This window comes from Commensalibacter papalotli (ex Botero et al. 2024) (assembly GCF_947179115.1).
GTDB classification, from domain to species: domain Bacteria; phylum Pseudomonadota; class Alphaproteobacteria; order Acetobacterales; family Acetobacteraceae; genus Commensalibacter; species Commensalibacter papalotli.
Genome location: NZ_CAMXCI010000001.1, coordinates 73,582 through 98,728, shown reverse-complemented (window position 1 = coordinate 98,728; position 25,147 = coordinate 73,582). Strand labels below are relative to the sequence as shown.

Here is a 25,147-nt window from a genome sequence, read left to right as displayed (position 1 = left end):
TAAATATGAACCAAGCTATAAAGATCACACGCCTACCCTCTGGAATGTTAGTTGTAACGGAAAAAATGGATCGTGTTGAAACGATTTCCCTTGGTGCGTATGTCAATGTTGGAACACGTTATGAAACTGCCGAAGAAAATGGGATTTCCCATTTTCTAGAGCACATGGCGTTCAAAGGAACAAACACCAGATCTGCTTTGGATATTGCGGAAACTGTTGAGAATGTTGGGGGGCATATTAATGCCTATACGGCACGTGAAATTACCGCGTATTACATCAAGCTTTTAAAGAATGATCACGAGCTTGGCGTTGATATTTTAGGGGATATTTTAACCCACAGCACTTTTGATCCAGCTGAGTTGGAAAGAGAACGTGGTGTCATCCTGCAAGAAATTGGACAATCAAATGATACCCCTGATGATATTGTATTTGATTACTTCCAAGAAACTGCCTATCCTGATCAACCAATGGGTCGCCCAACGCTGGGTACAGAAAACCTGATTCGCACTATGCAACGTGATCATTTGCAACACTATATGACGCGTCATTATAACAGTAAGAATACAATTTTTGCTGCGGCGGGAAATCTGGATCACGATAACATCGTAACCTTAGCAGAAAAATATTTCAAAGATCTGCCTCGAACACCTGCACAATCCGCCTTACCTGCAAATTATCAAGGTGGTGAATTTCGTAAAGAAAAAGAGCTAGATCAAGCTCATATTTTAATGGGGTTCCCATCCGTTAATTATAACCATCCTCAATATTACGCAGCAATTCTACTCTCTATTATTTTGGGTGGTGGAATGTCGTCACGTCTTTTCCAAGAAGTACGAGAAAAACATGGTTTAGTTTACTCTGTTTATGCTTATAACACGGCACATCAAGATGATGGGTTATTTGGTATTTATGCTGGCACAGGTGAAGAACAAACAAAAGAATTGATGCCCATTTTAATCCAAGAACTCAAGAAAATCCAAAAGCTGATCAAACCAGAAGAGCTTAACCGTACCAAAGCCCAGCTTAAATCCTCTTTGTTAATGTCTATGGAAAGCACCGCCAGTCGTTGTGAGCAAATAGCACGACATTTACAAATTTATAATCGTATTATTTCTCCACAAGAGATGGTTGAAAAAATTGATGCCGTTACAATCGAAGATATCTATCAGATTGCCAAGAGTATTTTTCATGGAAAACCTACTCTAACCACGTTGGGGCCTATTCGCCATGTGCCTTCTCTTGCCGATATTACTGAAAGTCTGAACTCATGACACAACATCAAAAATTTATCAAAGATTTGATCCATCAAGCTAAAAAAGCGGGCGCAACTGAAGCTGATGCAGTAATGTTAGCGTCGACCTCTGTTGGCGTGCAGGTCAGAAATGGCCAGCCAGAGGAGTTGGAACGTTCAGAAACAAAGACTGTTGGGTTACGGGTTTTTATTGATAAACGTTCTGCTACCATTTCCACCACAGATTTACAAAAAGATAATATCGAAAAATTGGTGGAACAAGCGATTTCTATGGCCAAGATTTTACCAGAAGATCCTTTTTCTGGGTTACCAGAACCTTCTGATAAACCCTGCATTGATCCTAGAACTCTTGACTTGTTAGATGCCTCTGAACGTTCTACACAGGAAATGTTAGAACAAGCCAAAAGGGCAGAAGCCGCAGCTTTGGCGGTCAAAGGCGTTACCAACTCTATGGGCGGCAGCTGTGGTTATGGCAAAACTGAAATGATTCTGGCCAACAGTAACGATTTCTTTGGCACTTATGCCCGCACGTCTCACTCTTTATCTGCTTGTGTATTAGCAGGCACAGGCACAGACATGCAGCGCGATTATGATTATCATTCAACCGTGCATTTAAAAGACCTGGAAGATGCAGAACAAATTGGGCGCAGTGCTGGTGAAAAAGCAGTCGCTAAATTAAATCCAACCAAACCTAAAACGGGTATATTACCAGTTATTTTTGATCCCAGAGTAGCAAACTCCATTATTGGACACTTGGCTAGTGCTTTAAATGGTTATGCCATTGCCAGAGGCACTTCTTTTCTTAAAAATGATATGGGGAACCTGATCTTTCCTGAAGGCATAACTATTATTGATCAACCTTATCAAGTAAAAGGGTTAGCCTCTCGTCCATTTGATGTTGAAGGGTTATATCCCGAAGAACTTAAATTGGTTGATCAGGGAAAAATTGCGAATTGGTTGCTAGACAACCGCACCGCCAATCAACTTGGGTTAAAAAGTAATGGGCATGCAACCAGAGGCCCATCTTCTCCTCCATCACCAACAACTACTAATCTATACGTTATGGCAGGACAGCAAACCCCTACTGAACTGATGGCCGATATCAAAGAAGGACTCTATATCACAGAGATGATTGGTTCTTCGGTAAATATGCTCACAGGGGATTACAGTCGTGGCGCCAGTGGTTTTATGATCCGCAATGGTCAAATCGCAGAGCCAATTATGGAATTTACCCTTGCTTCGACACTCAAGGAAATGTTTTCACAACTACATGTCGCTAATGATTTAAAATTCCGCTATAGTACTAACAGCCCAACATTACGCATTGATGCAATGAGTGTTGCGGGCAATTAACATACGTTTACCGAAATGGATGAAAGAAATGAATCGTACGACCTTAAATAGCCGTACCCTACTTTGTCTTTTAAGTTTTACTCTTGTTGCTCCTCCTATTCTTGTGGATTTAATTCCTCAGGCAGAGGCAAGAGCGGGTCGAGGCTCATCAATGGGCAGCCGTGGCAGCAGAACATTTAGTGCGCCTTCTTATACCAGAAGTAGCCCTATGGGTGCACAGCCCATGCAACGTTCGATGACACGTCCCCCAGCTGCAACGCCGAATGCTGCTCCCACAGGTGTAAATTCAGGAATGGCTGGTGGCGGGATGAATCGCCCTGTTCAACCACAACAACAAGCTGCCCCTGCATCAGGAATGAGTAACTTTACTCGAGGTCTTGTTGGGGGTGCTATTGGTGCAGCAGGTTATCATATGCTGACAGGCAGCAAAGAAAGTAATGCTCAACAACCAAGTAATGGTGCAGAACAACAAGGCCAAGCACAAAACCAACAACAAGCCCCACAAAAGCAAGGCGGTGGTTTTATGAGCTTGTTAACACGCCTGATTATCATTGGGTTAATTGTTTGGTTAGTTATGCGCTTTATTCGTAGACGTCGTAGTGCAAATCTTAATAATAACAATAATAATATGTCTGCTAGTCGTGTTAATCCAGCAATGAATGCTGCTCAACCTACTACACAGCAAGCTAATATTCAGTTACAACAACAAGATTATATCGCATTCCAACAACGTTTAACTGAAGTGCAAGAAAGTTGGAATAGGCAAGATCTTGCTGGATTACAAAAAATCACCACACCAGAGATGTTGGCTTACTTCAGTGAGCAATTAACTGATCTTTCTACCAAAGGTTTGCATAACAGCACCTCTAATGTTCAGTTCTTGCAAGGTGATCTGTCAGAAGCATGGCAAGAAGGAAACAGAGAATATGCAACCGTTTCTATGCGTTATTCTTTGATTGATATTACCACAGACAATACTGGACGCGTTGTTGAAGGTGATCCAAATCAACCTGTTATTATTACCGAGCTTTGGACTTTTGTCAGAGCTGTTAATAATAATTGGTGGTTGTTATCTGCTATTCAGCAAATAAACTAGGAATTTCATCTAATCTAATCCAAACTGGAAAGAGGACTATATAGTCCTCTTTCTTTATTAAAATATAGTAATTAGTAGTTTTAAGTTTATAATGTAAGCAATTACTTGTTTTATACATGCACCTATTTAACTTATTAATTACTCATATAATTAAAAAATTGGTCAGTCCTAATAGATTGTAAGTTGCATTTACTTTATTAACGAATACTCTTCCAGAACTTGATTGATATTCTTTTTCTTCTTCCTCGGTATAGTTTCTATATTTTGAAAAACCATTCTTTCTTTTATTCTTTTAAAAATTTGTGGTTCTTAGAGTAAGTAATATCCTCAAAAGGATTAGCTTTTCCTCAAGCTTCAGATTTTTCTGTTAGTGGTTGTAAGATTGAACTGACAACACCATCACCTAAAAAGCAAACTTTAGGCATTTTTTGATAACAGTCATAGATTTTTCAGCGGCGACTTTATTTGAATACCATCAACTGTCATTGCACACAAACTTGGACCAAATTGTTATACAACAGCATCAATAGTGGCATTGATATTCGGTCTGATTATCCACAGCCATACCGCTTGAAGGTACATAGAAAAAATAACATCTGAAATGCTACCTTACTTTTCCGATACAACTTATGTAATAACTTTTAAGGTATGAAAAACTTACCTTTTGAATATTTCTTCTTTAGAAATAAATAATAATATCAAATCATTAATTAACTATAAAATATGATAAACCCTCATGATATTTCATAGTTTTATAAACTAATTACACTCAATATAAATAAAGCAGATAATCGAAGAACTATCTGCCTTTTAGTATAAAGCCATTGATTATAATTGAATCAACGCTAGAGTATATAAAATCCCACTTAATCCAAGCAACGCTGAAAGTAACGCCATATTCCGTTTATTTTGACGTCGGTCAAACTCTTTTTGTTGTTCCGCAGTTAGCGAAATTGCAATTGCTTTGGCCTGTTGTTGTCTTTTCATTAAGACGATTTCCTTTTAAACAAAATGATCAATAATCAAAGAAAAAAATAAGAAAAATAAATAAATCAAAGAAAAACGAAAAGAATATCTGGCAGCTTTATCATTATTCAAACTTAATCCGTCAGCGGTTTGCTGTTCTGATAACACTCTAACCGCCATGTAAATAAATCCAGCATTTAATAAAATTGCTGTACCCATATAAATATAAGAAGTATATCCTAAATAAACAGGTAATAAAGTAACAATTGCTAAAATAATTGTATAAATTAAAATTTGCCACCGTGTATAACGCGCACCTTTTACAACAGGCAACATAGGGATACCTGCACGTCCATAGTCTTTACACGCATACAAAGCCAATGACCAAAAATGTGGTGGTGTCCAAAAAAACGTAATAGAGAATAAAATAATAGGGAATATATCAAGACTGCCAGTAACAGAAGTCCACCCTATTAACGGAGGAAAAGCCCCAGCTGCCCCGCCAATAACAATATTTTGTGGGGTAGAGCGCTTTAACCACATTGTATAAACAACGCTATAAAAGAAAATAGAAAAAGCTAAAATAGCTGCGGTTAGAAAATTAGTAGCCAAAAACATTAAAATTACAGACAGGACAGAAACGCCAATTCCGTAAATCAACGCATCATCAGATTTAACTCTGCCCGCAGGTAAAGGGCGTGTGATTGTTCTTTGCATGATCAGATCAATATCACGATCATACCACATATTAATTGCACCAGCCCCACCAGACGCCATACAAATACATAGAATACTAATCAGTGCAATAATTGGGTTAATATGACCAGGTGCAAGAACAATTCCAACCACACCTGTAAAAACTACCAAAGAAATCACTCTGGGTTTTAATAAAGCAACCCAATCTTTAACATCACTGCCTACCATAGCCGGATCGAATCGAACCCGTTTTGATCCTACGACTTCATCTGAAAGTGATTGCCCCATTCTGTAAATCCTATTTTACATGAGAAAAGACAGGGGAAGGAAGTTGCCACTCATTAGTTATTGCACCTTCTCCCCAATAATTACTTGGTAATTTCACTTCACTACGTAATGCATTCACCAACATCACAATAAAGGATAGCAAAGAAAGCCCCATGAAAACTGCCCCAATAAGAATGGATTTTTCACCTATTACAAACATATCTAGTGTAAAGACAACACCAACACAGGTCGTTATAAAATGTATTTTTGCTAATAATTCTGAATATTGCTTACCTAGAATTTTGCCCATCCAAAAATAAAAGCCTGCAAAAACCGCAAAAAGAATTCCATAGGAAATAGAAGAATGGATTAATCCAACTTCTTTCGTGATCCCTTGATATGGCCAACCAATTGCTAATAACCCTATAAAACCAAAAGACCATAGCACAGGTGCTGGACAGTGTTTTTCACCTACAAAGAAAAGTTTAATACAATAAACTAATAAAAATAAAGTCAGCGCATATAACGCACATGCATAAAATACTTGTAATGTAATATTCTGATGCATGCTTATTAAGTGCGTGTTAAAAATCATTTTATTCCATGAAAGTAAAACAATAAAAGGCACCAAAATAAGCATTAAAATAACATTTTTATTTTGTTTTATAGATTGATTAGAAATCGTAGTAATAATATGAAATACCATGCAAATTGCTGGGATGATCAAAATCATCAACATTGGATATGAAAAAGAACGAACAGTTTGTTGAAGTGCAGCAGCTGAATAAGCAGCATGATAATAATTTTTTGTTAAGGCTGCTAATAAAATAGACGCCGTAGGTAACAATAAAGCCGCAGAAATCCCTTGTCCCCAAACGAACAAAGGCAATGACGCATAACTAACGTCAGGTGCTCTATTATTAATGATCGTAATTAACATATTTATTGAAAACAAAACTGCTGATATCGACCACAACCCCAAACTATACAAAGCAAATAATGCATGATCAGGGTATAAAAAAGTTAAGAAATTACAAATAAAGCCTATAACAAGACATAAAAGAGAAAAAGCATTCACTCCTTTGAAGGCCATATCTTTTGCTTTAATTAATAAAGGCACGAACCAAGCCCCAAACCCTAACATTAATGCTGGTTGAAGGACAAAAAACACCATCATTCTGGCATGTGTTCTTGGTAAATTTTGTATAAAATCAACTGTACTGAACTTGCCCAAAACAGGAATATATGTATTGAGTTGAACAAACAAAGCTGCAATACCACCACTAATCCCTGCCAATATAGCCAGAAATAAAGCACTCATTCCAATTTTATAATGTGTATTCATTACATATTCTATCGCATTACTAATAAATAAAGCTATGATATAACATAGCTTTTACAAAGTATCACCATCAAATTTTATCGAGGGAGACTGACCAATGTAAACAAACCAAATGGGTGAACAGGTTGCAGAGTCGCTTGTTTTAACTCCTCTGGTGGAAGCAAAGATTCTATTGAGAAGTCTGGGTGCCAACCTAATGATTTTGATGCAGGGGCCATAATACGTTCAACATGATAACGGATCCCTTTTTGTGCTAAAAAATGATTTACAAACAAAATATGACCGCCTGGCTTAACCACTCGCTTTAGTTCTGCAAATAAACGATCTGGATGTGGTACTACAGAGGCAACGAACATACCTACTGCAATATCAAAAGAGCCACTCTCAAAATTTGTCTCCTCAGCATCCATCTCGAATAGATTGTCTACATTAGATAAATTTTGACGTTGAACCCGTTGCCTTGCCCTTTTAAGCATGTCTGTCGACAGATCAATTCCTGTAATTCTCTTATCAAGATTATAAGAAGGAAGAGCTAATCCTGTCCCAACCCCTACTTCTAAAACTTTTTGTCCTGGCAGACGATTAGCTTCGGCAACAGCACAGCGGCGCCCAAACGAGGATATACTTCCAAAAACAGCATCATAAACCATCGCCCAACGACGATAAGCTAATTTAACAGCATCTGCGCTTAACGCAGTATGAGGTGAAGGAGGCACGTTATTGCTCCTAAAAACAATTAACAAAATTACTATACAACAAGTCTTATTAACCAAAAACAAAGAAAAATCTAGTTAGATTTTCTTTTTTTTACATTTTAACAAGGAAAAAAATACTAAAAAGCAACATATTTAATTACTTTATTTTTTTGATGCCCTTTAATTGTTTATTATAAAGCAAATATGTATTATAAGTATCACAACAAGTAAATAAATAATTGAGCAGATTCAGGAGCAGCTCCCCTTATGTGGTTGACATATTTTAATTGGTTTATGGCGATATTAAGCATCACTATATGGGTTGGAACATATATTGTATATGATCGCGCAAGATTTACGGACTGGTTAGACAATAAATTTGGTAAAGACGATCCTATGCCTCCTGTACCTAAACAACAAGAAAGTTCTTTAAATATAGGAGAAGGAACAACTTTCAATTACGAAAAAACATCAAAAGCTGAACCTTCTAAAGAATAAACCTTATCTTACATAAGAATTAATAACATCCCAAATCATAGCGGCAGAGTTGATCTGATTAAATCGATCTAATTCTTGTAGGCCTGTAGGGGATGTTACATTTATTTCTGTCAAATAATCCCCAAGCACATCGATTCCAACAAATATTAATCCTTGCTGTTTCAAAGTAGGTCCTATTATTTTACAAATTTCTTTGTCTCTTTGTGTTAACTCGACTTTGACCGCAACACCACCAACATGCATATTAGAACGCAAATCACCTTTTTGTGGAACACGATTAATCGCCCCAATAGGTTCTCCGTCAACCAAAATAACTCTTTTATCCCCTTTACGTACAGCAGGTTCATAACGTTGAATCATCAAAGGTTCACGCGAAGCAGCAAATTGCATTTCTAATAAGGAGTTTAAATTTTCATCATCTTCTCGAATGCGAAAAACCCCTATTCCACCATTTCCATATAAAGGTTTAATAATTATATCTTTATATTCAGCGCGGAATTCACGTATGGCAATAATATCTCTTGTAATCAAAGTGGGAGGCATAATCTGAGGCCATAAGGTTGCAAAGATTTTCTCTGGTGCATTTCTTACGGATGCAGGATTATTCACAACGAAAACTTTATCTTTACCGATACCGTGAATTTGTTCAAGCAAATGTGTTGCTGTTATATATCCCATATCAAATGGAGGATCTTGACGCATTAACAATATATCAAAATCATTCAACACAACCGTTTTTTCTTCACCCAATTGAGCGTGGTTACCCTGTACGCGTTGCACAGTAACATTTTTGCCCCTGGCGGTGATTTTTTTTGAATTAGAGTTGCTACATAAACTTAGCGTATCAACAGAATAAACAAATAATTCATACCCTCTGGCCTGAGCCTCTAACATTAATGCAAACGTAGAATCCCCATTAATATTAATATTTTCCAGCGGATCCATTTGCACAGCAATTTTTAGCATAGATTTTATACTCACTTATATTAAACTATCTTTTAAGATGGATAAGCAATCTCTAGAATTTCGAGAAATTTTTCTCCAGCAGGGCTTTGATATTTTACCTCATCGCCAACTTTCGACTTTATTAAAGCTCTAGCGATAGGAGAAATCAAGCTAATTTGACCTTGCTCGGTAATTGCTTCATCCACACCAACAATGGTAACTGTATATTCCTGATCTTCTTCAGTGACATAAGTCACAGTTGCACCGAAATAAACTTTGTCCTTTTGGGGTTGTTCTTTGGGATCAACCACAACGGCATTATCAAGACGTTTTAACAAAAAGCGGACACGACGATCAATTTCCCTTAATCGACGTTTACCATATATATAATCGCCATTTTCAGATCGATCACCATTACCCGCAGCCCAAGAAACAATCTCTACAATCTTGGGACGTTCTTTGTGCAATAAACTATTAAGCTCATCTTTTAAACGATCAAATCCTTGTGGCGTTAAATGTGGAGGCGTTTGAGATGCAACTGCCATTTTTTTATTCCTCTTCAGTCCCCTGAAAAAGAGTAAAAAATATTACCCTCAAGACGTTGCCCTGGCTTTAGAATAGTTAAGCCACGATCTGAAATTTCAGGCATATTAATAGCATTATTCATATTCATCACAGGCTCAAGTGTAAAATATGGTTTATTTTCAGGATTAAATAACACTAAATGTTGAAAATTATGACTGCTGGTAATGCTTAAATATGCATTAGAATATCGCCAGCGAATAAATGCGAAATTATCCCACCCTGCATAACAATTATCTAACTGTTCATCTTGAGTTAAAGCGCGCATTTCGTTAAAAGCCCATCGACCATCAATCGACATACGACCTTGTGGTAATCCATCATTACCGTTATTCCATACTGTTTTCGCTGTAAAACCGACTTCAACGGAATCTTTGCGAGGAAAATAAGGATGGAATCCAAGCCCTACAGGTTGATTACAACGATCACTGTTCTGTAAGGATAAATGAACAGATAATCCTGTTTCCAATATAGTGTATATTATCTGAGCTTTATAAGAAAAAGGCCATTGCTTTTTAGAATCTTTGTCAGGCTCATGACACAAAATCATGGTCACACTGTTTTTGGAAAAACTTTCTAGCTCCCATTCTCTTTCCCAGGCATTGCCATGAATAGCATCTTTTTCATTTAATGCATTCACATCAAGTTGGTATTTGCGTCCTTCAAATTCGAATTTTCCGTCTGCAATACGATTTGAATAAGGTAATAGTGGATATGCGGCAATAATCTGATTTGCGCTTTTTGCCAGATGTGAATTAATCAAAGGATAAAATATAGGAGTATCCTGACATAACCAATACCCAATTGCACCACCCAAAGCAGGATATATACCAACCCTATGGTGCCCTGATTTGATTTCTAACATATCTGCCCCTCAGCCTTTCTTATTTTTTTTGAACTTAGGAGAAATTACAGAAGATTGCTTCTGATCTAAAAAAGACCCTCCTATCCCTAATTCTGTTTCTTCTAGCTTTTTAATTTCATCTCGTAAATGCGCTGCTTCTTCAAATTCTAAATTTGCGGCTGCAGCATGCATTCTTTTTTCGAGCTCTGCAATGGTTTGTTGTAAATTTTTACCCACAAACGAAGTATCTGAAAATATGTTACCCTTAGAAACCGTCACATAGTCTTGTTCATACACCGAAGCCATCAACTCCCCTATCTTCTTTTTCACCGAAGCAGGCGTAATCCCATGTTCCTTATTCCACTGCGTTTGTTTTTCTCGCCTACTGGCCGTTACGGAAATTGCATAATTCAGACTGTCCGTCATTTTATCAGCATAAAGCAAAACGCGACCATCAACATTACGCGCTGCCCGCCCAATTGTTTGCACAAGTGAAGTCTTGGAACGTAAAAATCCTTCTTTATCTGCATCTAAAATTGCAACTAATTGGCATTCAGGAATATCCAAACCCTCTCGTAACAAGTTAATTCCCACCAGGACATCGAAAACACCAAGCCTAAGATCTCGGATAATCTCAATACGTTCCAACGTATCAATATCTGAATGAAGATAACGCACTTTTATCCCAGATTCATTCATATAATCGGTTAATTTCTCGGACATTTTCTTGGTCAATGTTGTAACCAACACACGCCCACCTTGGCCAATAACTTTTCTGCATTCTGCTAATAAATCATCTACTTGAAGCTCAACAGGGCGAACCTCTGTCACAGGATCTACCAACCCTGTGGGACGAATAACTTGCTCAACGAAAACCCCTTGTGTTCGCTCCATTTCCCAAGGGCCTGGCGTTGCACTGACAAAAACAGTCTGAGGACGATAAGAATCCCACTCGGCAAAATTAAGGGGTCTGTTATCTAGGCAAGATGGCAGTCGAAACCCAAAGTCTGACAAAGTTTTTTTGCGCGCATAGTCCCCTCGCTCCATCCCGCCTATTTGCGGAACACTGACATGACTTTCATCAACAATTAATAATGCATCTTCAGGCAGATATTCAAACAAAGTCGGTGGTGGCTCACCAGGATTACGACCTGTTAAATAACGAGAGTAATTTTCAATCCCTTTACATAACCCAGTCGTCTCAATCATTTCCAAATCAAAAGTCGTACGTTGTTGCAGGCGCTCTGCCTCCAGCAACTTCCCTTCAGAAACAAATTGATCAAGCCGTAATTTTAGCTCTGATTTGATTGTTTTCATCGCTTGAGTAAGGGTTGGTCGCGGTGTAACAAAGTGACTATTTGCATAAACGGTAATAGAAGGTAATGATCCCGTTTTAATACCTGTCAAAGGATCGAATTCGTCTATTTCCTCAACCTCATCGCCAAATAAATGCACGCGCCAAGCACGGTCAGCATTTTGCACAGGAAAAATATCAATTGTCTCACCACGCACCCGAAAAGTCCCACGTTGAAAGGCCAAATCATTACGACGATATTGTTGCTCTACCAATCTTTTTATTAAAAGATCCCGACTGATCTCAGCCCCAACTTCTATCTTCACTACCATTTGCGAGTAGAGTTCGGGGGATCCAATACCGTAAATACAAGACACAGACCCAACAATAATTACATCATTGCGTTCTAGCAAAGCCTGCGTTGCAGAGTGGCGCATGCGGTCAATTTGCTCGTTAATTTGGCTATCTTTTTCAATATATGTATCAGAGCGGGCAATATAGGCTTCGGGTTGATAATAATCATAGTAACTTACAAAATACTCAACTGCATTATTTGGAAAAAACTCTTTCATTTCCCCATAAAGCTGAGCTGCTAAAGTTTTGTTGGGTGCCAAGATTAACGTTGGTTTTTGAACAGTCTCAATAACTTTGGCCATAGTAAAGGTTTTACCTGAACCTGTTACCCCTAATAAAACTTGATCACGCTCTCCCCCGATTATCCCTTCAGATAAAGCTTTAATCGCCGTAGGCTGATCCCCTGAAGGTTCGAATTCAGAGACAACCTGCAAATGATTAGTTTTTGGTTTTGCAGGAATCTTATCAGGATGGAAAATAACTTTATAATCTGCAGCTTTGGTTTTTTTCATGGGAATTACAAAAAGACTTAAACATTGTTATTAAAGGATAAAGCGTTATCTCTATGATATTAGAAACAATATATTTTAACAACTATATATAGCAAAGCTTAAGTAATAGAATATAAAAAAAGGATTTTATCAAACAACAAGTCAAGGCAATAAAAGCGAGATTATCCTCTTAAGAGCAACTTAAGATGTATGAGGATTTGCCCGCGCATTAAAAAACGAATATTGCAAGCTTCTGGTAATCCTCAGCAAGAAGCAATGGAAGCTCTTAAAAATCTTAGGCTATTTAAAACAACAATTAAAACATTAGATGTTATAGGAAAATATACGCTTTATGTTTCCTGTTATAATATTATAACTGCGGATGATAAGATTGCTGCGACTGAACGTGAACTCATGTCGTATGGAGCAGGAGCGGTTGGTATGTATGCTGGTGGTTTTGTAGGGAGAGTTATATGCGGGCCATTTTGTGCGTATGGAGGAGGATTGATAGGAAGTTTTCTAGCTATTTATCTAATGGATTCTTATATTAAATTGTAATATGAGTGTATATTAAAACGGTGTTATTATATGAAATTTATTCAAGATAATCGAATTACGTTAGATCCAATCAAATCTAAACCATATAGCAGTCGAATTTATATAAATGGACACCGCACTCGATATACAATCTGGGGAAAATGCTTAGAAAAAGTTATCCAAATTCACTCTTACTATTTGCTCTTTGTTTCTACAACAGAAGATTACGGAAACTTGGGTTTAGAGGCTTGCTATATTTATTTAATCACCTCATCGGGTAAGATTCTTGAACGCTGGAGTATAGACGCTGCATCAGATCAAGAAAAAGCAGAATCTGAAAGTGATGGCTTCGAGTGGGTTTACGACCCACTATGTTATGGACATTTGGAAGATTTTCAACTTATTCCCCCGAATAAAATTACTTTTATATTTAGCTACAATACTTATAGTATCGAAGTTTTCAAAAAGATTATTTTTCCATGGTCTACTGATTTTTCAATGAAAGATTATAGAAAAAGGTTCAGAAAATATTGTGAATTTGTTAACCGCTATACCCCTAAATTTTGGAGCCGTTTAAAGTTTGATATTATTAAGAGTTAAACAAGTAATTTTTATCAAATAAGAACTTACCAGGCCTGCATATAATCTAAACACAACCATACTCAAGTATCTTTTCCTTTTATTCCTGTATTTAATTCCCAGTAAATCTTTCCTTTTCTGAATAATTTATATTAAGATAAATTAATTTAATAGAATTTATATAGTTAACGATAGGAACATCATGTTTTCATCAGAGCATTTTAAATATAATACCGAAAATCAAACTGGTTCAGGAATGTCAAATAACGAAGATCTTCCCTCTTGGGATTTATCTGACCTTTACCCCTCTCCTGACAGTCCAGAATTAAAAAATGATCTGGAAAAAGCACGTGAAAAAGTAGAAGCTTTTGCTGCTAATTGGAAAGGCAATCTTAAAGATGCCTCTGGCCAAGAGCTTGCTATGGCAATTGATCTTTATCAAGAAATCAGTGAAATCTTAGGGCGTGTTGGTTCTTATGCACAATTAATGTTTGCTACCGATTCAACAGATGCCAAGGTTGCTCAATTCTATCAGTATATCAACGAACAAATTACCAATATAAGTTCTGGAACTCTGTTTTTTACATTAGAGTTAAACCGCATTTCCGAAGAAGAGTTACAAGCAAAACTAAGCAATGAAGCTTTGTTATCTTGGAAACCTTTTCTTGATAGTATACGTGTTTTTAAACCTTATCAGCTTAACGATGAAATCGAAAAAGTTCTGCATGAAAAATCTGTTACCGGCAGAACGGCCTGGTCAAGATTATATGATGAAACTTTGGCCTCTATGCAAGTAACTGTGCAAGATGAAAAGGTTACTCTGGGTGAGGCTTTAAACAAACTTTCTTCTGCTGATCGTCAAATGAGAGAAAATTCAGCCAAAGGATTAGGTGAAAGTTTTAATGGCAATATACGCCTCTTCTCTTTGATTACAAATACCCTGGCCAAAGATAAACATATTACGGATGAATGGCGCAAATTTCCCCGTGTTGATTCAGAGCGTAACTGCGATAATATGATTGAAGACGATGTTGTTGACGCTTTGGTGAATGCTGTAACCCAAGATTATCAACGTCTTTCTCATCGTTACTTTACACTCAAAGCAAAATGGTTGGGTCTTGATAAGTTACAACATTGGGATCGTAATGCCCCTTTGCCTGATGATACAGATCAAACCATCCCTTGGGAGCAAGCCAAAGAAATCGTTCATACAGCATATAACGAGTTCAATCCAGATATGGGTAGTATGATCAAGCAATTCCTTGATCAACCTTGGATTGATGCAGCATTGCGCCCTGGAAAATCCTCTGGAGCCTTTGCACATCCAACAGTTCCCGACGTTCATCCTTATATTTTATTAAACTATCATGGACGAAATCGTGATGTCATGACCCTTGCGCACGAATTAGGTCATGGTATTCATCAAATTTTAGCTGCTAAACAAGGTTACATTCAATCCAATACTCCTTTGACTTTGGCTGAGACGGCCAGTGTATTTGGAGAGATGTTAACTTTTCAAAGTCTGTTACGATCTCAAAAGACTCCAGAACAACGTCGCATCATGCTCAGCCGTAAGGTTGAGGACATGTTAAACACTGTCGTAAGGCAAATTGCGTTTTACCAATTTGAACGTAAAGTTCATGAAGCACGTCAAACGAATGAGTTGTTGCCCGATGAAATAGGCAATTTCTGGATGGAAACTCAACAAGCAAGCTTAGGGCCTGCATTCGAGTTTACTCCAGAATATAAATCTTATTGGACTTATATTCCGCACTTTATTCATTCTCCATTTTATGTTTATGCTTATGCGTTCGGGGATTGTTTAGTAAATGCTTTGTATAAAGTTTATCAAGATGGGCATGAAAATTTCCAAGAAAAATACATAGAAATGCTGCAAGCTGGTGGTACAAAAAAACACAAAGAATTATTGGCTCCATTTGGGTTGGATGCTTCTGACCCAGCGTTTTGGCGCAAAGGACTTGATGTAATTTCTCAATTTATCGATGAACTGGAACAAGCATAAACCATGGAAAAAGATGACGATCTAGACAAAACAAGCCTTTTTGGTGGTATGCGTCGCATGATTAAATCCACGACAACTGTCGGTGGGATTGCTGCGCGTTTAGCTGGCGAAAAAATGGGAATTCCTGTAAATAAAGCAGCGCACGCAGAAGATTTAAAAAATGCACTGGGTGGTCTTAAAGGTCCCATTATGAAAGTTGCTCAACTATTAAGCACTATTCCTAATGTATTACCCGAAGAATATGCTGATGAATTGGCTAATCTTCAATCTAATGCGCCCCCAATGGGTTGGTCTTTTGTTCGCAGAAGAATGAAAGCAGAATTAGGAGCCAATTGGGAACAACATTTTACCAAATTCTCTCAAGAGGCTGCTGCTGCTGCAAGCCTTGGGCAAGTACATCGTGCTACGTTACCAAACGGAAAAGAGGTTGCCTGTAAATTACAATATCCCGACATGGCAAGTTCTGTTGAATCAGATTTAAAACAGCTAAATTTATTAATTGCTATTTATCATCGATTAGATAATGCCATCAAACAAGATGAAGTTTATAAAGAGCTGGTTACTCGCATTCAAGAAGAGCTTGACTATAAAAGAGAAGCCGCAAATATACGCCTATTCTCTCTGATGCTTAAAGATTACGACCAAACCATTGTCCCAAATATAGTTGAGGAACTTTCGACTAAACGATTATTAACAATGGAATGGATTGAAGGGCAAAGCTTACAAAAGTTAATAGATAGTGGGTTAAATCAAGAAAGTCGTAACGAAATTGCACGTTCTTTATTCTGCTCGTGGTATGTTCCCTTCTATCATTACGGGGTCATTCATGGCGATCCTCATATGGGTAACTTTTTAATCAACTCGCAAAATAAACTATGTTTACTTGATTTTGGTTCCATTCGTATTTTTGATGGTAAATTTGTACAAGGTGTAATTGATCTTTGTCGAGCGATTGAAACACATGATGATGAACTGGCTCATCATGCTTATACTTCTTGGGGATTTAAAGATATTTCCAAAGAAACAATGGAAATCTTAAATGAATGGGCACGTTATTTATATGCACCATTAACTCAAGATAGAGAACGATTTATTCAAGATAGTCAAGATCCTGCTTTTGCGCGAAAACTCGCTGAAAAAGTCCATAAAGGCTTGCAAAGAACAGGTGGCATTACCCCTCCACGTGAATTTGTGCTAATTGATCGCTCTGCTATTGGTTTGGGAAGTATATCCACAAAACTACATGCAAAGTTAAATTGGCATAATCTTTTCCAAGAAATGGTTGAAGGCTTTAATCAAGACAAGATGAATCAAGATCAAGCCCGAGCGTTAGCAGAGGCAAAGGTTCCGCCGCCATTACAATAATCTAAAATTAAGCATATTTTCTATAATTTTAAATATGCTTAATTTTAACTTTTACACATTTTATATTTTTTTAATATTAATCTTGAACTATAAAGATACTTCAATACAGAAACTTATTTGCATTATAATACAAAGCACAATGAGAACTTCAATACATATAGATGTATCTATAAATTATATTTCTCGTTGAGTAACAAAATAAATAACTGATAATTAAAAAAATCAGAAATATTTTTAAAATTTGGCTTACTCTAATTTTCCAATTATGGAATAATTACCTTTATAATTTCATAAAATAACCATAATAAAATACAAAAAATATCATTATAAATTAATAAAACGTCAAAGAACTTAAATAATGAACAAATATACTTTACTTGCTTTATCTGTGCTCATGGTGCCATCAGTATCCTTCGCACAAAGCACTGATACAATTACAGACCAAACACAACAAACAAATAGCCAAGATAACAACAGTTCTAAACGTCATGATAATTATCATAACGACCGTGAAAGCAGTCATGATAACGATCGCAATGACCGTGGAAACCGTCATGATAACGATCGCAATGACCGTGGAAACCGTCATGATAACGATCGCAATGATCGTGGAAACCGTCATGATAACGATCGCAATGATCGTGGAAACCGTCATGATAATGATCGCAATGACCGTGGAAACCGTCATGATAATGATCGCAATGACCGTGGAAACCGTCATGATAATGATCGCAATGACCGTGGAAACCGCCACCAACATTAGTTGTCAAACCAACATATGCGAAAAAGGTTTCTTATGATTAAAGGAACCTTTTTATAACAAACGATAATCAATTAAATATAATGAGATAAAATGAAAAAATATTTAGTATTTGCTTTATCTATAACTTTACTGCCAACAGTTTCTTTCGCCCAAAACAGAAACAATGCCTTACAACAAATTAGCAAACAAAGGGATATTGCGGATAATAATTGCCGTAATAACCTTCCTAACCCCAGAGCTGCAATTGGTTTTTGCAAAAAAAGAGACGGTTTACAGAAAAAATTAGATAATATGAATAATCCTCGCAATAATTATAATAATAACAACATTAACAATTCTGATCGTAATGGGGATTATAACAATAATCACCATAATCATCACAATAACCATCGTCAAAATCACAATAATTAGTCATAACAGTGACTTTAAAAAAATAGGTTTTAACGCTTTATAAATAGCTTTAAATTGTTCATATTTTTCAGTATACAAAACACTAATATCAGGATGTGGTATATAAGATGCCTCAACAGGAGGTTGCGGCAACAAATCTCCAAATGAAGTGTTTTGGTTACAACTTAACATCGCCAATCTTGCCGCGCCAAGTGCAGGACCAACATCCCCACCTTCACGATAATCCAACGGATATCCAGTAATATCAGCTAATAATTGTCTCCAAAAAGCACTACGTGCACCACCACCAATCAAACTGATATTATCAGGCTTAATTCCTGTAGCATGTAAAACTTCCATTCCCTCTGCAAGACCAAAACTAACACCTTCAACCACAGCACGTGCAATATCTTGTCTGTCATGCTTATGTGTTAGCCCCATAAAACATCCTGTTGCTTTGGCATTATTATGTGGAGTACGTTCACCTGATAGGTAAGGCAAGAAAATAACAGAAGAAGGATCTTTGCCTGTTGTTTCAGCCAGTGCTAATAACTCGGGAACAGACTTAACACCTGTAATTTTAGCAGCCCAATCTAAACATGACGCAGCACTCAGCATTACTGACATCAAATGCCATGTATTCGGTAAAGCATGACAAAAACTATGAACTGCTTTTTCAGGATTACTTAGGAAACCATCACTTGCAACAAAATACACTCCAGAAGTTCCCAAGGACAGCATTGCCTGACCTTTACGCCAAATACCAACACCAATTGCACCCGCAGCATTATCACCACCACCAGCAGTAATCGTTACAGTCTTTGGCATCCCCCAACGATTAGCTAACTCGGGTTTGATTGTTCCTGTAGATTCATTACCTTCGAATAATTTAGGCATATTGTCTTCAGTTAAACCACAAGCATTTAATAAAGGTTTATACCAAGAACGTGCCCCAACATCCATCCACATGGTTCCTGCAGCATCAGACATATCAGATGCAAAAACACCATTAATTAACCAACGAAGATAATCTTTGGGTAATAAGACTTTATCGATTTTACTGTAAATTTCAGGTTCGTACTTACGCACCCAACAAATTTTAGGTGCGGTAAATCCTGGCATCATCAAGTTACCAGTAATTTTACGAGATTCTGGAACCGCTTGTTCAAGTTCCACACATTCTTGATAGCTACGTCCATCGTTCCACAAAATTGCTGGACGTAATATTTTGCCATTTTTATCTAATAAAACAGCCCCGTGCATTTGACCTGTTAGGCCAATTGCTTGGACATCTTTCAAAGAATGTTTTTGACCTAAAGCAGACATTACTTTGTCTGCAGCTTCCCACCATGAATGAGGATCTTGTTCAGACCACAAAGCTTGTGGGCGCGATACTGTTAGACTTTCAGTATGACTGGCAAGTATTTGATGTTTATCATCTAACAAAATACCTTTGATTCCAGACGTTCCAATATCAATACCAATATACATTGAACAGACTCCTACTTCAAATTTGAAAAGAGATCACTTAAAAATGAACATCTTTATTTATATATTCAAATCATAAAAATAGCTACAGAATTGATTAAAAAAACAACGTAATTAATATGTAGTTTTTAAAATATGACAAGCGTTTTCAAAACCCTTTTCGCAACTTTGCATAAACAATTCTTTGGCAAGTTTGGTATCTTTGGTTACATGATTACCATTTAAATATAAATTTCCTAGTATGAACATAGACTCCGCATCACCATTTTTTATCGCTTCTTGAAGATAAGATATCACTGTTTGCATATTGGGATCTTGAACCTGATTTGATAAATCAAGTTTAGCATATTCACGTTGCGCTACGACTAAACCTTGTTGAGCTGCTTTTTTTAAGAAATTTCTCGCTTTTTCAATATCTTTGGAAACCCCTAATCCTTTTGCATATAACATGCCAACAGCATATTGCAGATCAGCATTGTGACTACTTAATCCTTTACTATATATTTCAAAGGCCTTCTGATAATCTTCAGTCGTTCCAATACCTTGTTCGTAAATCTGGCCCAATACCAACATTGCTTGAATATTTCCTTGGTCGACAGCCTTTTGATACCATTCAATTGCTTTTGCTGGGTTTTTTGGTAAATTCGTTCCCGCTAAATAAAACGATGCAATTTTTAATTGAGCCTCGACATTTCCACCCTCAGCAGCTTTTTGATAAAATCCTACTGCCTTTGCTGGATCTTTTGGAACGTTTAACCCTTGATCAAAAATATTTCCCAAAGCAAGTAAAGCCTCTGAATTATTTTGATTAGCAGCTTTTTGATACCATTCAATTGCTTTATTATGATCAATTGGCGTATTCATTCCTTTGAAATATATTGTGGCCATCTTTAATTGGGCCTGAACATTTCCATCCTGAGCAGCTTGTTGAAATAATTGAAACGCTTTGTCGAAATTTTCATTCACACCACGACCATCTATATACATTTCACCTAATCGATAAGCAGATCTACTATCCCCTTGTTTTGCAGCTTTATCATACCAAAAAGCTGCCTTAGCACTGTCTTGTGGAACATTGTCCCCTTTGTCATAAAAATTAGCCAAATAATATTGCGCCTGAATATTATTTCCATTCGCTGCTCTTTTTAAGAGTTCAAAGGCATGGTTATAATCAATCTCTACTCCCAAACCATTTTTATACATTTTAGCTAAATTAAATGCTGCACTCGAGTGGGTTTTTGATGATTTTTCATACCAATATATTGCTTTGGTATAATCGAGCTTTACCCCATTCCCATTTTCATACATCACCCCTAAATAAAATTGTGCATCATGATTGCCTTTGTAAGCAGCCTTTTCGAAATATGAAAATGCTTTTTTGGTATCCTGAGGAATATTTTTACCTTCGAAATACAAGGATCCAATATAAAAAAGGGCTTTAACATACCCATTTTCTGCGGATTTTTGAAGATACTGTAACCCTTTATCAATATTTTTACTGGTGCCGATACCATTATAATATGCATAGCCCAACGCATACTGCGCCGCAGGGTTATTTTGATTTGCTGATTTCTCATACCACCGAACGGCTTCGGTATGATCCTCTGGCACGCCACGTGCATGGTCATACATACTACCTAATGCATATTGAGCTTTGGCATGATTTTTATTAGCAGCTTGTTTGTAAAAATTCATCGCTTTTGAAAAATCTTGAGAGGCCCCTTGGCCTTTCTCATACATAACACCCAACATATATTGAGCATTATCACTGCCAGCAGTAGCAGACTGCTCTAAATATTCACGTGCTTTTTTAAAATCTTGAGGATTACCCTCACCTTGCATATACATACTGGCACGATCAAATTGTGCCTCAATAAAACCAGTTCGAATTGTTTTATAAAAACAAATACAAAAAACAATAAAAATAATACAGGCAATCGCTGCTATTTTTCCAACAAGAGCAATATGAGATCTGGACATAAAAAACCGATATAACAAAGACAAAAAGCGAATATTAGGAGTGTGAAAAGACTATACTACGTTTTATGATCTCATTATAGAAAAAAAATACCTTTATAATTGAAACGCTTATTTAGCCTTCACTTTTTGCAATCAGCGCCATTCCTTTATCATGATTATGAGGAACACCTTGCCCCTCTAGATACATTTTTCCAAGAATAAAACTGGATTTTTTATGACCCTGAGCCTCAGCTTTTTCAAACCAAAACGCTGCTTTTAAAAAATCTTGGGGGACACCATCACCTTTATAATACATAATCGCAAGGTTAAATTGAGCCAGATCATACCCATTTTCCGCCGCAGTTTGGAAATATTCAAAGGCTCTCACAAGATCAATCTTAATAATTTGCCCTGCTAAATAGACATATCCCAAACTATATTGTGCCTGAACATCTCCACAGTTAGCAGCTTGCTCATACCAATATATCGCTAGCTTGTAATCTTTGGAAACACCTTGCCCTTCTGAATACATGTAGCCAATCATATTTTGAGCCTGTACGTGACCTTGACGTGCGGCTTTTTCGTAAAAATAAGCAGCTCTTTTATAATCCACAGCCATTTCTTGACCATGATAGTAAATATTAGCCATAAAAAACTGAGCTTCAACCTCACCTTGATAAGCAGCCTTTTCGAAATACCCTCTGGCTTTTGGACGATCTTGCTCTCCTCCGTCACCATTCCAATACATTAATGCTAATTGATATTCACCCTGCTTATTTCCCTGTCGAGCCGAAAAAGAATAATATTCTCTAGCTTTTTCAAGATCTTTTTCTACGCCTTTGGCTCGGACATACATGTAAGCTAGATTATTTTGTGCTTCAGCAGCCCCTTTTTGAGCAGCTTGCTCTAAATATACTCTTGCTTTGCTATAATCCTGAGTAACTCCAACCCCCTCGTAATACATCATACCAAGGTTTAAAAGCGCTTCCACCTCACCTTGACGTGCAGAAGATTCAAAATATTCGCGGGCGGTATCATAATTTTGCTTTACCACATGACCCGTAATATAAATTCTTCCCAAAGCAAACATAGCTTTGGCATTACCTTTTTTAGCTGCCTCTTCAAAATAAGCTAGGGCTTTGGAATCATCTTGTTCAACGCCTAATCCCTCATAAAAAATAATAGCTAGGTATAAAATTGCTTGAACATGACCACCAGACGCCGCTTTTTCAAAAAACTCTTTGGCCTTTTTATAGTTTTGAGGTACGCCATCCCCTTTAAAATGCATCAAACCTTTATCCATAGGCGTACTGGATTCAATGAAATCCACTTCTACTTCATTATTTGAATTGATAGCGGAACTGGCATGATTTATATGATTGGATATTCGAAATTTACGTATTCCTATATCATATACAACAAATGCAATACAAATTACGCATATGATGATCAGTATAATAAAAATATAATGAATCATATAAACCCTAATCAATGCCCGAGAAAAATAAAGACAGCTAGTTCGTTAAAATTAATAAGACTATGACGGATAATCAATAATAAAAATCAAGAAAAAATGTTTTATCAAACCATTGTGTCTTTAATTCATACTGGAGATTATCTCACAGGCAGAGTTATTATTTTGTCGACAAGATTTAAGCAACCATACTTTTGCTTCTTGCTTGTTTTTTTTGGTTCCATGCCCTGTTAAATAAGACACTCCAACAGCGAGTTGGGCCTCGGGAACATTTTGTTTGGCTGCTTGTTGATAATAATAAAACGATTTTTTATAATCTTTTTTAACACCGTGACCATTATCATATGCAATTCCAAGCATTGCATTCGCATGCTTGTTTCCTTGCTTGGCAGATTTTTCAAACCATTCTATTGCTTTGTGATAATCTTGTGGAATTCCTTGTCCACTATAATACATCCGCCCAAGAAAATATTGAGCATCACTGTTACCTTTTTGAGCCGACAGTTCAAAATATTTTTTTGCTCTTATGTATAGTCTGGGAACTCTTAATCCTTTAAAATAAATCAACCCTAAATAAAAATTAGCTTCTGGTTCACTTTGAGCAGCGGCCTGCTCTAAAAACTTTCTCGCTTGAATATAGTCGCGCTCCACACCAATACCCCCACCATAAAAAATTCCTAATGCCAATTGTGATTTGGCATTACCGTTTTTAGCCGCTTTCTCGAACCATTCTATTGCTGTATTTTGATCCTGAAGAACCCCTTGGCCTTGTTGATACCTAAGGGCCAAATGATATTGTGCAACCGCATTCCCAGCTGTGGCTGCTTTGGTTAATTGATCCAAATTTTGTTTTGTATCGGCTTGTTCAAGATGAACCGTATGCTCAAGTACCTGAAATGCTTTTGACTGTTCAGGAAAGTTGGCATAAATTACGAATGCACAAAATATTCCATTACAGAAAAAACGTTTATAGACTTGTTTCATTATAAACTCTTTTAAGATCAAAGATTAAAAACCTACATTATCAATAAATTAAATTTCTACTAGAAAATAATAACATATCTATTACAAAAAAAAGGAGTCTACGATGTTACATAATTCAATTAAACAAATTGAACTAAGCGATTGCCTGAATTTGAGAAGGGATATCTTATGGCCTAATGGCACTTTACAAGACTGTATTGAAGAAGATGATGAGAATGCCACTCATTATGGGTATATTAAAGACCAAAAAGTCATTAGTTGTTTATCTGTTTTTTACCGTTCGCCCATACGATATCAAATTCGTAAATTTGCAACAAAAACAGACTATCAAAATCGAGGTATTGGAAGTTTCTTGTTTCATCATATTTTACTAGAGTTAGCAAATAAAAAAATTGAAACAATATACTTAAATGCCAGAGTAACAGCTATTCGCTTTTATGAAAAATTTCAGTTCCAACCTTTTGATAAAGAATTTTCAAAAAAAGGCGTGTCTTTTTTACCCATGGAACTGAATTTGACCCAGTGGAATATAAAAGCAAATAAAAATACTCATGATCCATTAACGCTGATCAAATAATTCTTTTTGCTGTTGTTGTATTAATGTATCTTTTCTCTCTTTGAGAATTTGAAACGCTTTTTTCTTCTTCTCATCCGCTTCTTTTAAAATGGATTGAGCCTGATCTTGTGCTGAATCCATAATATCATCAAAACGCTGTTGAACATTAAAGTTTGTATTGCTGTTATAAGATTTGATATACGTAACAAACCATATACAAGCCCCCACTGCTATCGCTACGGTTAAAACTCGTTTTATCATTTTTTCACACCATGATTTTACATCAAATAAAGTCCCAACTTTATTTAAACTAAAAATAGATGAAAAGAAATAACTTCTACAAATATAAGACGT

24 protein-coding genes are annotated in these 25,147 nt (G+C 36.7%); 11 read left to right on the top strand and 13 right to left on the bottom strand.

What is annotated here, in order from left to right; all coding sequences use genetic code 11:
• The first annotated feature begins 5 nt into the window (after nt 1-5).
• The 3 genes from QMN76_RS00440 to QMN76_RS00430 are packed head-to-tail and all read left to right on the top strand — an operon-like array spanning nt 6 to nt 3,701.
• Nucleotides 6-1,271, top strand: a complete 1,266-nt coding sequence (locus QMN76_RS00440) for a M16 family metallopeptidase (RefSeq protein WP_282023229.1) — start codon at nt 6-8, stop codon at nt 1,269-1,271.
• Entirely contained in the window at nt 1,268-2,605 is a 1,338-nt protein-coding gene (locus tag QMN76_RS00435) for a TldD/PmbA family protein (protein ID WP_282023230.1), read from the top strand. The genes QMN76_RS00440 and QMN76_RS00435 overlap by 4 nt, the downstream gene beginning before the upstream one ends.
• Before the next feature lie 28 nt (nt 2,606-2,633).
• Entirely contained in the window at nt 2,634-3,701 is a 1,068-nt protein-coding gene (locus QMN76_RS00430) for a Tim44 domain-containing protein (protein ID WP_282023231.1), read from the top strand.
• A gap of 828 nt (nt 3,702-4,529) precedes the next feature.
• Here the strand turns inward: QMN76_RS00430 and QMN76_RS00425 are convergent.
• The 4 genes from QMN76_RS00425 to QMN76_RS00410 all read right to left on the bottom strand — a co-directional run bounded on the left by QMN76_RS00425 (nt 4,530) and on the right by QMN76_RS00410 (nt 7,688).
• Entirely contained in the window at nt 4,530-4,688 is a 159-nt protein-coding gene (locus QMN76_RS00425) for a hypothetical protein (RefSeq protein WP_161631847.1), read from the bottom strand.
• A gap of 15 nt (nt 4,689-4,703) precedes the next feature.
• Nucleotides 4,704-5,651 carry a heme o synthase gene (gene cyoE, locus QMN76_RS00420; RefSeq protein ID WP_034337662.1) on the bottom strand — a complete coding sequence of 316 codons (948 nt, stop codon included), beginning with the start codon at nt 5,649-5,651 and terminating at the stop codon, nt 4,704-4,706.
• A gap of 10 nt (nt 5,652-5,661) precedes the next feature.
• Entirely contained in the window at nt 5,662-6,975 is a 1,314-nt protein-coding gene (locus tag QMN76_RS00415) for a cbb3-type cytochrome c oxidase subunit I (protein WP_282023233.1), read from the bottom strand.
• A gap of 74 nt (nt 6,976-7,049) precedes the next feature.
• On the bottom strand, nt 7,050-7,688 hold the full coding sequence (locus QMN76_RS00410; RefSeq protein WP_051461881.1) for a class I SAM-dependent methyltransferase: 639 nt from the start codon (nt 7,686-7,688) through the stop codon (nt 7,050-7,052).
• A gap of 246 nt (nt 7,689-7,934) precedes the next feature.
• On the opposite strand from QMN76_RS00410, the gene QMN76_RS00405 reads away from it, so the two are divergent.
• Complete coding sequence (locus QMN76_RS00405) at nt 7,935-8,165, top strand: hypothetical protein (RefSeq protein ID WP_282023234.1); 231 nt, start codon at nt 7,935-7,937, stop codon at nt 8,163-8,165.
• A 3-nt stretch (nt 8,166-8,168) separates the two neighbouring features.
• On the opposite strand, the gene gshB is transcribed toward QMN76_RS00405, so the two are convergent.
• Genes gshB through uvrB form a run of 4 tightly spaced genes read right to left on the bottom strand, consistent with a single transcriptional unit; the run spans nt 8,169 to nt 12,696 of the window.
• Nucleotides 8,169-9,140, bottom strand: coding sequence for a glutathione synthase (gene gshB / locus QMN76_RS00400; protein ID WP_282023584.1), 972 nt, complete (start codon nt 9,138-9,140; stop codon nt 8,169-8,171).
• Between the two features lie 23 nt (nt 9,141-9,163).
• A complete protein-coding gene (gene greB, locus QMN76_RS00395) occupies nt 9,164-9,655 on the bottom strand; it encodes a transcription elongation factor GreB (protein WP_034337671.1) in 492 nt (163 codons plus the stop codon).
• A gap of 14 nt (nt 9,656-9,669) precedes the next feature.
• Nucleotides 9,670-10,557 (bottom strand): aldose 1-epimerase, encoded by an 888-nt coding sequence (locus tag QMN76_RS00390; protein WP_282023235.1) that lies wholly within the window; start codon nt 10,555-10,557, stop codon nt 9,670-9,672.
• A gap of 9 nt (nt 10,558-10,566) precedes the next feature.
• On the bottom strand, nt 10,567-12,696 hold the full coding sequence (gene uvrB, locus QMN76_RS00385) for an excinuclease ABC subunit UvrB (protein ID WP_282023237.1): 2,130 nt from the start codon (nt 12,694-12,696) through the stop codon (nt 10,567-10,569).
• Between the two features lie 189 nt (nt 12,697-12,885).
• Here uvrB and QMN76_RS00380 point away from each other — a divergent pair, with 189 nt between their 5' ends.
• From QMN76_RS00380 to QMN76_RS00355, 6 genes are all read left to right on the top strand, one after another.
• Nucleotides 12,886-13,233, top strand: a complete 348-nt coding sequence (locus tag QMN76_RS00380; RefSeq protein ID WP_282023239.1) for a hypothetical protein — start codon at nt 12,886-12,888, stop codon at nt 13,231-13,233.
• Between the two features lie 30 nt (nt 13,234-13,263).
• Nucleotides 13,264-13,812 carry a hypothetical protein gene (locus tag QMN76_RS00375; RefSeq protein ID WP_282023240.1) on the top strand — a complete coding sequence of 183 codons (549 nt, stop codon included), beginning with the start codon at nt 13,264-13,266 and terminating at the stop codon, nt 13,810-13,812.
• Nucleotides 13,813-14,047: 235 nt separating this feature from the next.
• Nucleotides 14,048-15,814: a M3 family oligoendopeptidase gene (locus QMN76_RS00370; RefSeq protein ID WP_282023585.1), complete on the top strand. Its 1,767-nt coding sequence runs from the start codon at nt 14,048-14,050 to the stop codon at nt 15,812-15,814.
• Between the two features lie 3 nt (nt 15,815-15,817).
• Nucleotides 15,818-17,179: an ABC1 kinase family protein gene (locus tag QMN76_RS00365; protein WP_034337685.1), complete on the top strand. Its 1,362-nt coding sequence runs from the start codon at nt 15,818-15,820 to the stop codon at nt 17,177-17,179.
• A 358-nt stretch (nt 17,180-17,537) separates the two neighbouring features.
• Entirely contained in the window at nt 17,538-17,942 is a 405-nt protein-coding gene (locus QMN76_RS00360; protein ID WP_282065598.1) for a hypothetical protein, read from the top strand.
• A gap of 90 nt (nt 17,943-18,032) precedes the next feature.
• Nucleotides 18,033-18,353 (top strand): hypothetical protein, encoded by a 321-nt coding sequence (locus tag QMN76_RS00355; protein WP_282023242.1) that lies wholly within the window; start codon nt 18,033-18,035, stop codon nt 18,351-18,353.
• Here the strand turns inward: QMN76_RS00355 and xylB are convergent, their stop codons facing one another.
• The 4 genes from xylB to QMN76_RS00335 form a co-directional block, all read right to left on the bottom strand.
• Entirely contained in the window at nt 18,354-19,823 is a 1,470-nt protein-coding gene (gene xylB, locus QMN76_RS00350) for a xylulokinase (RefSeq protein ID WP_282065596.1), read from the bottom strand.
• A gap of 111 nt (nt 19,824-19,934) precedes the next feature.
• On the bottom strand, nt 19,935-21,800 hold the full coding sequence (locus tag QMN76_RS00345) for an SEL1-like repeat protein (protein WP_282065595.1): 1,866 nt from the start codon (nt 21,798-21,800) through the stop codon (nt 19,935-19,937).
• 112 nt (nt 21,801-21,912) lie between these two features.
• On the bottom strand, nt 21,913-23,109 hold the full coding sequence (locus tag QMN76_RS00340; RefSeq protein ID WP_282065593.1) for an SEL1-like repeat protein: 1,197 nt from the start codon (nt 23,107-23,109) through the stop codon (nt 21,913-21,915).
• A gap of 267 nt (nt 23,110-23,376) precedes the next feature.
• The gene (locus tag QMN76_RS00335) at nt 23,377-24,237 is read right to left on the bottom strand and encodes an SEL1-like repeat protein (RefSeq protein ID WP_282023247.1); all 861 of its coding nucleotides are present in this window, start codon (nt 24,235-24,237) and stop codon (nt 23,377-23,379) included.
• Between the two features lie 103 nt (nt 24,238-24,340).
• Here QMN76_RS00335 and QMN76_RS00330 point away from each other — a divergent pair, with 103 nt between their 5' ends.
• Nucleotides 24,341-24,814, top strand: a complete 474-nt coding sequence (locus tag QMN76_RS00330) for a GNAT family N-acetyltransferase (protein ID WP_051461885.1) — start codon at nt 24,341-24,343, stop codon at nt 24,812-24,814.
• Here the strand turns inward: QMN76_RS00330 and QMN76_RS00325 are convergent.
• A complete protein-coding gene (locus tag QMN76_RS00325; RefSeq protein ID WP_034337697.1) occupies nt 24,797-25,054 on the bottom strand; it encodes a hypothetical protein in 258 nt (85 codons plus the stop codon). The two genes, QMN76_RS00330 and QMN76_RS00325, sit on opposite strands and share 18 nt — an antisense overlap.
• Nucleotides 25,055-25,147: the final 93 nt, after the last annotated feature.